Annotated in this window: 10 protein-coding genes and 2 pseudogenes; 8 read left to right on the forward strand and 4 right to left on the reverse strand. The window is 48.3% G+C overall.

All coding sequences use genetic code 11. The features are described 5' to 3' along the window. Window positions 1-112: 112 nt before the first annotated feature. From wecB to rfbB, 3 genes and pseudogenes are all read right to left on the reverse strand, one after another. Window positions 113-1,209 (reverse strand): annotated as a pseudogene (wecB, locus tag U5R06_22900) (UDP-N-acetylglucosamine 2-epimerase (non-hydrolyzing)). A 1-nt stretch (window position 1,210) separates the two neighbouring features. Then, window positions 1,211-2,533, reverse strand: coding sequence for a nucleotide sugar dehydrogenase (locus U5R06_22905; protein MDZ7725592.1), 1,323 nt, complete (start codon window positions 2,531-2,533; stop codon window positions 1,211-1,213). Between the two features lie 10 nt (window positions 2,534-2,543). After that, on the reverse strand, window positions 2,544-3,554 hold the full coding sequence (gene rfbB / locus U5R06_22910; GenBank protein ID MDZ7725593.1) for a dTDP-glucose 4,6-dehydratase: 1,011 nt from the start codon (window positions 3,552-3,554) through the stop codon (window positions 2,544-2,546). Between the two features lie 163 nt (window positions 3,555-3,717). Here rfbB and U5R06_22915 point away from each other — a divergent pair, with 163 nt between their 5' ends. Then, entirely contained in the window at window positions 3,718-5,457 is a 1,740-nt protein-coding gene (locus U5R06_22915; protein MDZ7725594.1) for an NAD+ synthase, read from the forward strand. Here U5R06_22915 and U5R06_22920 read toward each other — a convergent pair. After that, entirely contained in the window at window positions 5,454-5,960 is a 507-nt protein-coding gene (locus U5R06_22920) for a hypothetical protein (protein ID MDZ7725595.1), read from the reverse strand. The two genes, U5R06_22915 and U5R06_22920, sit on opposite strands and share 4 nt — an antisense overlap. Before the next feature lie 167 nt (window positions 5,961-6,127). On the opposite strand from U5R06_22920, the gene U5R06_22925 reads away from it, so the two are divergent. From U5R06_22925 to ahcY, 7 genes and pseudogenes are all read left to right on the forward strand, one after another. Continuing rightward, the gene (locus U5R06_22925; protein ID MDZ7725596.1) at window positions 6,128-6,811 is read left to right on the forward strand and encodes a PTS sugar transporter subunit IIC; all 684 of its coding nucleotides are present in this window, start codon (window positions 6,128-6,130) and stop codon (window positions 6,809-6,811) included. 11 nt (window positions 6,812-6,822) lie between these two features. Continuing rightward, a complete protein-coding gene (locus U5R06_22930) occupies window positions 6,823-7,566 on the forward strand; it encodes a PTS system mannose/fructose/sorbose family transporter subunit IID (GenBank protein MDZ7725597.1) in 744 nt (247 codons plus the stop codon). A 17-nt stretch (window positions 7,567-7,583) separates the two neighbouring features. Continuing rightward, complete coding sequence (locus U5R06_22935; protein ID MDZ7725598.1) at window positions 7,584-7,865, forward strand: HPr family phosphocarrier protein; 282 nt, start codon at window positions 7,584-7,586, stop codon at window positions 7,863-7,865. Continuing rightward, window positions 7,865-8,527, forward strand: coding sequence for a phosphoenolpyruvate-utilizing N-terminal domain-containing protein (locus U5R06_22940; protein MDZ7725599.1), 663 nt, complete (start codon window positions 7,865-7,867; stop codon window positions 8,525-8,527). The genes U5R06_22935 and U5R06_22940 overlap by 1 nt, the downstream gene beginning before the upstream one ends. Further along, a pseudogene (gene ptsP / locus U5R06_22945) lies at window positions 8,487-9,658 on the forward strand (phosphoenolpyruvate--protein phosphotransferase). The gene U5R06_22940 and the pseudogene ptsP overlap by 41 nt, the downstream one beginning before the upstream one ends. A 94-nt stretch (window positions 9,659-9,752) precedes the next feature. Further along, complete coding sequence (gene metK / locus U5R06_22950) at window positions 9,753-10,874, forward strand: methionine adenosyltransferase (protein MDZ7725600.1); 1,122 nt, start codon at window positions 9,753-9,755, stop codon at window positions 10,872-10,874. A gap of 27 nt (window positions 10,875-10,901) precedes the next feature. Next, window positions 10,902-12,161, forward strand: a complete 1,260-nt coding sequence (ahcY, locus tag U5R06_22955; GenBank protein MDZ7725601.1) for an adenosylhomocysteinase — start codon at window positions 10,902-10,904, stop codon at window positions 12,159-12,161. The last annotated feature ends 31 nt before the right edge of the window (window positions 12,162-12,192 follow it).

Genomic DNA, 12,192 nt, shown 5'->3' on the forward strand with positions numbered 1-12,192 from the left:
GAAAAAGGCTGTATCCTGCCCTTCCCGTTTGTCGCACAGCGGAAAGCTGTACGACAAAACAGGACTATAGTACATCCTGTTGTATTTTGAACTCTCTCGCGCCTGTGTGCCGTTAAACGGTTTTCTGAATCACCTCCACAATGCGTTCAGCGGCTCTGCCGTCCCATAACGGTGGAATCCGCCCCTGCCGGCGGCTGCCGTTTATCGCTTCGCGATACGAGTTTAGAATCTGTTCCGGGTCCATCCCCACAAGCTTGTTGGTGCCCAAATCCACAGTGACCGGGCGTTCTGTGTTTTCCCGCAATGTAATGCAGGGAATCTGCAGGTAGGTGGTTTCTTCCTGAATACCCCCGGAATCCGTGATCAACAACCGGGCATTGGCCATAAGATTGAGAAAAGACAAATAACCGAGCGGCGGCGCCAGAGTCAGATTATGCATCACTTGCACCTGATCATCCATACCGAACTGCGAGATCATCTTGCGAGTGCGCGGGTGGATGGGAAAAGGATCGGCGTTTCGTGCTGAATTTCTTCAAGTGCGGAGAGAATCCCGGCCAGCGTATCGCGATCATCCACATTGGACGGACGATGCATGGTCATCAGCGCATATTCGCCGGGGCGGGTATGAAACAAGTCAAAAGCGTGCAAATTCTCGGTTTTCTGCAAATTGGCGACCAGCGAATCGATCATGACATTGCCGGTAAAGTGAATTTTGTCCGGATCAACACCTTCGTTTTTCAGATTATCCAGGCCGCTTTGCTCGGTGACAAACAGCAGATCACACACCGCATCGGTCATCAGGCGGTTGATCTCTTCGGGCATGCTGCGGTCAAAACTGCGCAGACCGGCTTCCACGTGCGCCACCGGAATATTAAGTTTGACCGCGGCCAGTGCAGCGGCAAGCGTTGAATTGACATCTCCCACCACCACAACCAGATCCGGATGCTGCTCCATGCAGATTTTTTCCATTTCGATCAAAATCGCGCCGGTTTGCGCCGCGTGCGATCCCGACCCCACGCCCAAATAAATATCCGGTTCCGGCATTTCCAGATCCACAAAAAACGTTTTTGACATTTTTTCATCATAGTGCTGGCCGGTATGGATCAGAAGCGGTTCCAGCCCGGAAATCGATTGCATCTGACGGTGGATGGGCGCGATTTTCATAAAATTCGGACGCGCTCCCACCACATTTATGATCTTTTTTGACATATTAAAACAGTTCCCCGGCTCCAAGTTTGGCGACTTTAGATTTGTCTTTCAAGCCTTTTGTCATATTTCGCGTATCCACAATGGCCTTGGCATGTTCGGATATAAATTCAATATCATAGGCCGAGTGGTTGGTGGTAATCACCACCACGTCCGCGTTTTGTAAATTTTCTTTTGTCAATTCAACTGTAATATAGGTCGCACCCTGAATCTCGAGTTTAGGCACATGCGGATCATTATAATTAATATTTTTGGCGCCGCGCTGTTTCAGAAATTTAATAATCTTGAGCGCCGGAGATTCGCGGGTGTCATCCACATCCTTTTTAAATGCCACACCGAGCATCAGAATATTCCCGTTTTCAAACGGTGCGCCCACCTGACTCAGGGCGCGCCGGATGAGTCCCAGAACGTAAAAGGGCATATCTTCATTGGTGGTAGCCGCCAGTTCGATGAACTGGGTATGAAAGTCATACTCGCGCGCTTTCCATGATAAATAATAGGGATCGATCAGGATACAATGCCCGCCGATTCCGGGTCCCGGATAAAACGGCATATAGCCGTAAGGTTTGGTTGCTGCAGCGTCCACCACCTCCCAGATATCAATGCCGCCCATACGGTCGCACAAACGCGCCATTTCATTCACCAGGGCAATATTAACGCTGCGAAATATATTTTCCAGCAGCTTTTCCATTTCCGCCACTTTGGGAGAAGAAACCTTGACCACTTTATCAATAATCGCTTGATTGGCCGCCGCAGCCAGGTTTGTGCATGTTTCCGTGACACCGCCAACCACCACGGGTGTGGTTGATGTGGTCCATTTTTTATTCCCGGGATCGATGCGTTCCGGGGAAAAGGCGAGATAAAAATCTTGACCCACCTGCATACCGGTCTCTTCCAGAATCGGCTGTACAACGCCTTCAGTGGTTTCCGGAAACGTGGTGCTTTTGAGAATAATCAACTGACCCTGGCGCAGTCCGGAGGCAATGGCTCTGGAGGCATGTTCGATATAGGAAACGTCCGGTTCCTTGTTTTGCGTAAAGGGTGTCGGAACACAGATATAGATCACATCAATCTTGCTGATATGGGTATAATCCGCAACCGCAGCCAGCCGCCCCGCCTTTACGTTTTTCTCAAGCCGTTCATCGGCAACATCATCAATATAATTACGGCCGTTGTTGATCATTTCAACTTTGGCGGCATTATTATCGATACCCGTCACCTGGAACCCCCTGTCCGCGAATTCAACCGCCAACGGCAGTCCCACATATCCCAGTCCGATGATTCCGATTTTCGCTGATTTGTCCTTTATTTTCTGTTCCAGCTGCATAATTCCTCCTCTATTCCCCTGATTCTTCATAATGCTGCTTATAATAGTCCAGATACTCACCGGTTTTGATGGGTTCCCACCAGCTCCGATTGTCAACGTACCATTGGATGGTTTCCTGTATAGCCTCTTTAAAATCGTGTTTGGGCGTCCAGCCCATGGCTCTTATCTTTTGGCAATCCAGTGAATAACGGCGGTCATGTCCCAGCCGGTCTTTGATATAGGTTTTGAGCGATTGCGGTTTATTCAACGTTTCCAGAATCGTATCCGTGATTTCGATATTCATGCGCTCATTGTCCGCGCCGATATTGTAAACCTGTCCTGACTTGCCGTTTTTAATCAAAAACTGGATAGCGTCACAATGGTCTAAAACATATATCCAGTCGCGTATGTTTTTGCCGTCTCCGTAGATCGGCAATGATTTATCATTTAGGGCATGGGTCACAAACAGGGGGATCAGCTTTTCAGGATACTGAAACGGTCCGTAATTATTGGAACAGCGGGTGATAATGACCGGAAGATCGTAGGTCACTGTATAGGAAAACGCCAGCCGGTCGGCTCCCGCCTTGGAGGCGGAATAAGGACTGGACGGTTCCAGTGGATCCGTTTCCTTGAACGATCCCTCGTTAATGCTGCCGTAGACTTCGTCGGTGCTGATCTGCACAAACATTTCAATGGGATGCAGCCGCGCCGCCTCCAGCAGAGAAAAGGTACCAAAGACATCGGTCATAATAAACTCGTCCGGTGAACCGATAGAGCGGTCAACGTGGCTTTCCGCAGCAAAATTCACCACGATATCCACATCCTTCATCAAATCATGAACCAATGGTTTGTCACAAATATCTCCCTTGATAAACGTATAGTTTGGATTATCCTGAATGTCCTTGAGGTTTTCCGGATTTCCCGCATAGGTCAGCTTGTCGAGGTTGGTGATCTTTACCGATTCACCCCCTGTTTTGAACAAATAGCGAATAAAATTGCTGCCGATAAATCCGCTCCCTCCTGTCACAAGATAATGTTTCATGTCCAGCTCCCTGGTTATAATAAAATAACGTTAATGTACAAAGCCGCGGCTTTAAAATCAAACAATTAACCCGCGCCGCATGTATCTTTATAGAAAATATTTGTCATAAGGGTTAAAAATACTTATTTTTATGGAAAAATAAAATCACTAAACGGTAAAATCCATGAATTCTCTGCGCATGGGACAGGTTCAGATCAATACAATTGTAGGTGACCTGGACGGTAATTACAAAAAAATTATTCAAAGTATCAAACAGGCGGAACGCAACGGCTGTGATTTGGTCGTCTTACCCGAACTGGCCATTACCGGGTATCCGCCGGAAGATCTTTTGCTGCGGCCGCATTTTATCAAAGCCCAGCGCCGCATCCTGGATGATATTATCCGGCAAAATTCCAGCATTATTACGGTTCTCGGCTTTGTTGATCAAGCTCAAGGGGATTTATACAATGCAGCAGCGGTTATTCAGGATCAGAGTTTAAAAGCGGTATATCATAAAATTGAACTACCCAATTACAGCGTGTTTGATGAAGAACGTTATTTTACATCCGGTTCAGCGCCGCTGGTTCTGGATGTGGGATCTGTCAAGGTTGGAATCAGTATTTGTGAAGACATCTGGGTCAAAGACAGCGTCATCGAGTGCGAAGCCCTGACCGGAGGCGCAGAAATTCTCGTGAATATATCCGCCTCTCCGTTTACCACCGGTAAGAATGTGCAGCGCTACCAATTGATCCGCGAGCATTGCCGGCGCACCCATTCCATCATGGCTTATACCAATCTGGTCGGGGGACAGGATGAACTGGTGTTTGACGGACAAAGTCTGGTGATGGATGATCAGGGCGACCTGATTGCCGCGGGCAGATCATTTGAAACGGACCTGATCCAGGTTGACCTAAATGTCAGTCGGCTGCGCGAACGCCGGGAGCAGCAGGACTTTTCCGATAGGGTCAAAAATTGCACAACCCGGTTCAGGCACGTCACTACGGTTGACATGATGATTCAAAAATCCGAAAAACCGGTATTGAAAGCATCAGACACACCGCTCAGGCGCCTGGATGCAACGGAAGAGCTTTACAAGGCGCTGATTCTGGGCCTGAAAGATTATGTCAGTAAAAACGGCTTTACCGATGTGGTTTTTGGTCTGAGCGGCGGCATCGACTCGGCTCTGGTTTCAGCAATCGCAGTTGATGCGCTGGGCAGCGAACATGTGCATCCGGTGATCATGCCGTCGCAGTACAGCACGCGCGGCAGTGTGGATGACTCTGAACTATTATGCCGTAATATGGGTCTTGAGTCGATTACACTGCCAATCCGCTCAGTCTTTGATTCTGTCATCGAGTTATTGAAACCTGTGTTTTCAAATCTTGCGGAAGATGTAACTGAGGAGAACCTGCAGGCGCGTATTCGGGGTAATCTGGTTATGGCGCTTTCCAATAAATTCGGCTGGCTGGCTCTGGCCACCGGTAACAAAAGCGAGCTGAGTGTCGGGTATTGCACCATATACGGCGACATGGTCGGAGGATTTGCTCCGCTGATGGACGTGAAAAAAGGAAGAGTCTACAGGCTGGCGAAATACCGCAATGCAAAAGCGGGGTTTGATTTTATCCCGAATGAAATCATGAACAAACAGCCGTCCGCCGAACTCAAGCCGGACCAGCAGGATCAGGACTCTTTACCGCCCTATGATGAGCTGGACGAAATACTCAGACTCTATATCGAACACTCTATGGGAGCCCGGGAAATCATCGAGGCGGGACATGACCCGGAAACCGTCACCCGCATTACCGCGTTGGTGGATCGAAACGAGTACAAGCGTCGTCAGGCCGCTCCGGGCATTAAAATCACGTCGATGTCGTTTGGCAAGGACCGGCGGATGCCGATCACCAACCATTACCGGCGCAGCTAATGCGGTTGTTTTTCCGCCAGTGGTTTGATAATTTGATATAACGTATCAATGTCGGTGTTTGTGGGTTCAAGGCCTGTCATGTGCTCGACCAATACGCCGTTGCGGTTGAACACCAGAATATTGGATGTCTTGGGATTATACTGATACGCCTGAGCAAGCACGCCATCCCAATCCATCAGCGTCCATTTTTGTTTATCCTGCGGAAATTTTGACGTTACAAACCCTTTCAGGAATCCGGGCACCCCCCGAAGATCGGCGTGAGCGACAAATATGACTTTCTCAAACAACCCGTTTTCCTCTAATCTGCGTCCCAGTTGATTTCCCCATTGCATATTGTATTTGGAGCCGGGTCGACCGCTGCCGATCAGGATCGCGACGCTGTCCTGTAATTCATGATGGGTATGCAAACGATCGAATTGATCTTTGATTTCAAATTCAATCAGATGATCGTCCTGCGCAAACAGGGTACCCGCGATGAAACATAATAGAAAAAACAAACGCATCCTGGTCCTCGCTTTTGAAACGTTTTCATTCGACTGTGTTCCGTTGTTTAATACGCAAGCCCCCCTAAAAGTTTCAAGAATCCTGCCAATATCCCCCGCTCTCTCTTTTTTGGTTGATTCTTTGGTGGAAATTCTTTAATATAGTGTTTATTTTGGAGGAAAAAAGAATGTGGCCTGAAATTTTACTGGTAAGCCTGTGGGGCGGGATCGTTGCCCTGGACACGACAGCAGCCTTGCAGATCATGATCTCCAGGCCTCTGGTCGCCTGCACCGTCGCCGGATTGATTTTGGGAAACGCACCTGTCGCCTTTTTATTCGGCATGTTGATGGAACTGGTTTATATTTGCGAGTTGCCGGTCGGCGCCGCAACTTTTTCAGAAGGCAACGTAGGTGCAGTGGTTGCCGCGGCTTTGGCTGTTCTGATCCTCCGTGTGTCTCCGCGCCTTTCCCTTGTACTCACGATATCCCTGGCCATCGCTCTCGGTATGAGCATCGTCGGAGGCCTGCTTGTAAAAAAAATGCGATCCATTAATGTAAAAACATATGATCATTTGATTGAACATAAAACCATAAATATTAGAAATGTAGCCATCGCCCAGTATTCCGGTTTGTTCCTGGCTTTTATTCTCGGATTCGGCCTGACCCTGACCGCGATTGCTGTTTTGTATTATCCGCTGACAACCATTATCCAGCAGATTCCACTCCGCTATGATCCCGTCTTTAAACCCGTGGGCGGAGCATTGCTTGGAGCCGGTTGCGCTTTTTTATTAAATATGGTGCTTCGTAAGAACAAATATAAATGGTTGGTAATCCTCGGACTCTTGATGGGAGCGCTGTTTTTTTATCTGTGACACCGAAAACATTGACATACAGAGACCTGATCTCCATATTATTCAGATGCTTGTTTATACAGGGTGTGTGGAATTACGAATCCATGATCGGTATCGGCTTTTGTTTTTGCGCCATCCCGGTGGCCAAACGTCTTTACACGGATGAGGACAAAAGAGACCAGTTCTTGCGCCGGCATTTGAGTTTTTTTAATGCGCACCCTTATTTTGCCAGCTTTGCTTTGGGTGCCATTGCCAAAGAAGAGGAAAACTCGGTCAACAACGATATTGATCAGGTGAGTGATATCAACATGTTCAAGGAACGAATGACCGGACCGCTGGGAGTTATGGGTGATCGACTGTTCTGGGACAGTATCAAGCCCTTTGCAGCGAGTCTGGGTGTTTTAATTGCACTCACAGTCGGATACCTGGGTGCGGTTGTCTACCTAATTCTTTACAATATACCGCATCTCTATGTGCGCACCAAAGGTCTGCTCTCCGGTTATAAATACGGTTTCAGTGTGGTGCAGCACATTTCATTTGAAAAAATGAACAAATACATCATTTGGGTAAAAGCGGCCGCCTTGTTGGTGGCGGGATTATTAATCATCGCCGCATCACACTGGAGTCTGATCCAGGGTGATTCTGTATTTATATCGTTTGTCGTTTCACTTGTAGCGGGTTATGTGTTGATTAAAAAAAGCATATCCGTCAATATTATTATTTTGATCATCATAGCCTCAAGTTTGATCATTGGATGGCTATTTTTTTGGATATAGATAAGGATATAGATCACATGATTAAAAAATCATTTACCATCAAAAACGCCTATGGTATTCATGCAAGGCCCGCGCGCCTCATTGTTGAAACCGCATCCCAGTTCTCTTCTGATATATTTCTTTCAAAAGAGGGGGACCAAATCAACGCCAAAAGCATCATGGGTATATTGATGCTCGAGGCCAGTCAGGGTTCTAAAGTGGAACTGCAAATCAAAGGAGATGATGAAACAGACGCTTTGGAAGCGCTTGAAGGAATTTTCGATGAATTAGAAAATAAAGAAGAATGGAATCATAGCTAATGTCACCTCAAAAATCGGCAAATAGTGAAAAGGTGTTCCACGGTGTTCCGGCCTCGCCCGGTATCGCAATTGGAAAGATCTTTTCTATCGGCGGAAATGTACTGGATGTAGAGCCACGCACGATTGATGAATCGGAGATAAAGTCAGAACTGGAGCGCTACCATCAGGCGCTGCAAAAAGCAAAGTCAGAACTGGACGGGCTGGTCAAAAAATCAAAGCGCTCGCTGAGTAAAGAAAGCGCAAAAATTTTCCAGGTACACCAAACCATGCTCGATGATCCGATGGTCATCGAGGGTACTGAAAAGGGAATTCGTGAAAAGCGGAAAAGCGCTGACCATGCCTTTAAAGATGTGATGGAGCGATTCGAAGCTCAGGTTGCCGAGATGGAGGATGAATATTTTCGGGCGCGGGCCGCGGATCTGTATGATTTGAAATGCCGGGTGATCCGGCATATCCAGGGACATCATCCCGTATACTTTAATCGGTTGAAAGAGCCGGCCGTGATATTTGCCAAAGAACTCACACCCTCGGATACGGTCAGTCTGGAAACAGACAAAGTGTTGGGATTTGCGCATGGACTTTGGCGGGCGGACTTCACATGCCACTATTGTCGCGCGTTCCATGAATGTACCCGCTGTTGTGGCGCTGCACAACGCCGGTGATTCCATTTCTGACGGGGATTGGGTCATCATTGACGGCAACGCCGGGTTGCTGATCGTGAACCCGAATTCTAAAACCCGAAAACTCTATGAAAAGCGTCTCGCGGATTATCAAAAATTCGAGAAAAAACTCGAGCAGGTGCGTTCACTGCCCCCGCGCACAAAGGATGGCAAGGACATTGAAGTTGCCTCGAATATCGAATTTCCGTCCGAAGTCGATAGCGTGATTGAAAACGGTGGCAACGGCATTGGTCTGTACCGGACGGAATATCTCTTTCTTGCAGACCGGCAACTGCCGTCTGAAGAATATCAGTTAAAGAATACAAACGAATCGCTCAAAAACTAAACGGGCAGCCGCTCATTATCCGCACGTTTGACCTGGGCGGCGACAAGCCGCCGCAGAGCATAGACCTGCCCGCCGAGAAAAACCCGTTTCTGGGATTACGGGGCGCGCGTTTGTACAGCGACGTCGGAAAAGAATTGTTCCGCACACAATTGCGCGCCATTCTCAGAGCCAGTGCGTACGGCAATATTAAGCTCATGTTTCCCATGATTTCCTGTATGCACGAATTGCGCTATTGCCTGCAGACCACGGAAGAAGTGAAACAGGAATTAAAAAGTGAAACTATGCAAGTCGCTGATCATATACCCATAGGCGTGATGATCGAAGTCCCTTCTTCTGCAATCATTGCTGATCTGTTGGCGCGGGAATGCGACTTTTTGAGCATCGGAACCAACGATCTGGTACAATACACCATTGCAGTGGATCGCGGTAATGAAAACATCTCTTATATGTATCAGCCGTTCAATCCAGCGGTCTTACGTCTGATTAGTGATATTATTAAAAAAGGTCATGAAGAAGGAGCCTGGGTTGGGATGTGCGGAGAAATGGCAAGTGATCCATTGGCAACCATGGTGCTTCTTGGACTGGGACTGGATGAATTCAGCGTCAGTCCGGTTTCTTTGCTGGCGGTTAAAGATATTATCAGACGGGTGGATTTTGCCGAATGCAGTAATTTGGCCGAAAAAGCCATGAGTTTCAGCACCGGCCGGGAAACACTCGAATACCTTCAGATGGTATTCAGCAAAAAGTTTCGTGACCTCATGTTTATTAAACTGGCCAACAGCGATTAACAAGATATTTAAGCAAAAGAAATAAATTGTTGGTATTATCATCAAACTAACAAAAAATTATTCGAGTTTTTATCATAATAGAGGAGACCAGTATATGCTTTTCACTTCAGAATCGGTAACAGAAGGACATCCGGACAAAATAGCGGATCAAGTATCAGATGCAGTACTGGACGCGGTTTTTGAAGAAGACCCGCGCGGGCGCGTGGCCTGTGAGACGTTTGTAACAACCGGCCTGGTTCTGGTCGGCGGTGAAATCACCACGTCCACTTATGTTGATATTCCAGAGGTTACGCGCGATACCGTTAAAAAAATCGGATATATAGATGCCGCATATGGATTTGACTATCAAACCTGCGCTGTTCTGACCAGTATCGATCAGCAGTCGGGTGATATCGCCATGGGCGTGGACCGGGAAGGCGCCGGCGATCAGGGTATGATGTTTGGATACGCCTGTGATGAAACGCCCGAACTCATGCCGATGCCGATCCAGTTGGCGCATCAGTTGACCAAACGGCTCGCTACGGTGCGAAAACGCAGAGAACTTGATTTTTTACGTCCTGACGGAAAATCACAGGTTACCGTTAAATATGTAGACGACAAACCTGTGGAAATAGATACCGTTGTCATTTCCACTCAGCACAATCCTGATGTCACTCAGGAAAAAATACGCAAAGAAATCATTGAACACGTCATTTTGCCGGTACTGCCGGAAAAGATGCTGCCCCAAAACGGCCCTGTTTTCCATATCAATCCGACCGGACGTTTTGTAATCGGCGGACCACAGGGCGACGCCGGACTCACCGGACGTAAAATTATTGTGGATACTTACGGCGGATACGGACGTCACGGCGGCGGCGCATTTTCCGGTAAAGATCCGTCCAAAGTCGACCGGTCAGCGGCTTATGCGGCCCGATACGTGGCTAAAAACATTGTCGCCGCGGGTATGGCAAAACGATGCGAAATCCAGCTGGCGTATGCGATCGGGGTCGCCGAACCGGTGTCTGTGCTGGTGGATACATTTGCAACCGGTAAAGCCGACGACGCCGAGATCAGCAAAAGGGTTCGGGATAACTTTGATCTGACACCGCGAGGAATTATCAGCATGCTCGATCTGAGGCGCCCGATCTATAGAAAAACCGCAGCCTATGGTCATTTCGGCCGCGACGGTGATGAGTTTACCTGGGAAAAAACCGATAAAATAGATGCGTTTAAATAAAATTCATTTTTAACATATGGAGGATATGTGCAATACGATATCAAAGATATAAAGCTCGCATCTAAAGGCAAGGTGCGGATAGAATGGGCCGACAATGATATGCCGGTTCTGCAAAAAGTGCGGGAACGGTTTGCCGAAGAACAGCCGTTAAAAGGCCGCAAAATGTCGGCTTGTCTGCACATCACAGCCGAAACAGCGAACCTGGCCCGAACATTAAAGGCCGGCGGTGCGGATGTGGTGCTTTGTGCATCCAATCCCTTGTCCACCCAGGACGACGTTGCCGCATCTCTGGTCAAGGATTACGAAATTCCGGTATTTGCCATCAAGGGTGAAGATCACAAAACCTATTACGAACATTTGCGTGCAGCCATTGAACATGGTCCGGTTGTAACCATGGACGACGGTGCTGACCTGGTGTCCAATATTCACAGTGATTATCCGGAAATGAGTGCCAAAATTATCGGCAGCATGGAAGAAACCACTACCGGAGTGATTCGCCTGCGGGCTATGGCGAACGACGGCGCGCTTAAATTTCCTGTCATTGCGGTGAACGATGCCATGACCAAAAATATGTTTGACAACCGATACGGTACCGGACAGTCTACGGTGGACGGCATTATCCGCGCAACCGATATCCTGCTGGCCGGGAAAAACGTGGTTGTGGGCGGTTACGGCTGGTGCGGCCGCGGTTTTGCCATGCGCTGCCGGGGCATGGGCTCTAATATTATCGTCGTTGAAGTGGACCCGATCCGCGCCCTGGAAGCGGCGATGGACGGATTCCGCGTTATGCCCATCGAAAAAGCGGCAAAAATCGGGGATCTGTTCTGCACATTGACCGGCGATATCCATGTGATCCGCGCCGAACATATGAAACTCATGAAAGACGGCGCCATTGTGGCCAATTCAGGGCACTTTAATGTGGAAATCGATATTGATGGTCTGAAAAAAATTGCAAAAAAAGGTCCACGCGAGGTTCGTCCTCAGGTGGATGAATACGTGCTTGAAAACGGCAACCGGGTCTTTTTGCTGGCGGACGGCCGGCTGATCAATCTTGCCGCCGCGGAAGGACATCCCGCCTCAGTTATGGACATGAGTTTTGCCACCCAGGCGCTGGCAACGGAATGGGTTGTGCAAAATGACGGTAACCTTGATGTTCAGGTTCACAATGTACCGGCCTCTATTGAAGACTGGGTAGCGCGCCTGAAACTGGAAGCCATGGGCATTCAAATTGACGAATTGACCGAAGAGCAAAAAGAATACTTGTCCAGCTGGACAATGGGCACATAATCGATTCATAAAAGAGCGGGATGTTATAGCC

The organism is candidate division KSB1 bacterium (assembly GCA_034521575.1).
In the GTDB taxonomy this organism is placed as follows: Bacteria; Zhuqueibacterota; Zhuqueibacteria; order Residuimicrobiales; family Krinioviventaceae; genus JAXHMJ01.

What these genes read in the sequence shown, in the direction of transcription:
- U5R06_22905 (MDZ7725592.1), bottom strand. Translation starts at nt 2,533, where the DNA reads ATGCAGCTGGAACAGAAAATAAAGGACAAATCAGCGAAAATCGGAATC.
- rfbB (MDZ7725593.1), bottom strand. Translation starts at nt 3,554, where the DNA reads ATGAAACATTATCTTGTGACAGGAGGGAGCGGATTTATCGGCAGCAAT.
- U5R06_22915 (MDZ7725594.1), top strand. Translation starts at nt 3,718, where the DNA reads ATGAATTCTCTGCGCATGGGACAGGTTCAGATCAATACAATTGTAGGT.
- U5R06_22920 (MDZ7725595.1), bottom strand. Translation starts at nt 5,960, where the DNA reads ATGCGTTTGTTTTTTCTATTATGTTTCATCGCGGGTACCCTGTTTGCG.
- U5R06_22925 (MDZ7725596.1), top strand. Translation starts at nt 6,128, where the DNA reads ATGTGGCCTGAAATTTTACTGGTAAGCCTGTGGGGCGGGATCGTTGCC.
- U5R06_22935 (MDZ7725598.1), top strand. Translation starts at nt 7,584, where the DNA reads ATGATTAAAAAATCATTTACCATCAAAAACGCCTATGGTATTCATGCA.
- U5R06_22940 (MDZ7725599.1), top strand. Translation starts at nt 7,865, where the DNA reads ATGTCACCTCAAAAATCGGCAAATAGTGAAAAGGTGTTCCACGGTGTT.
- metK (MDZ7725600.1), top strand. Translation starts at nt 9,753, where the DNA reads ATGCTTTTCACTTCAGAATCGGTAACAGAAGGACATCCGGACAAAATA.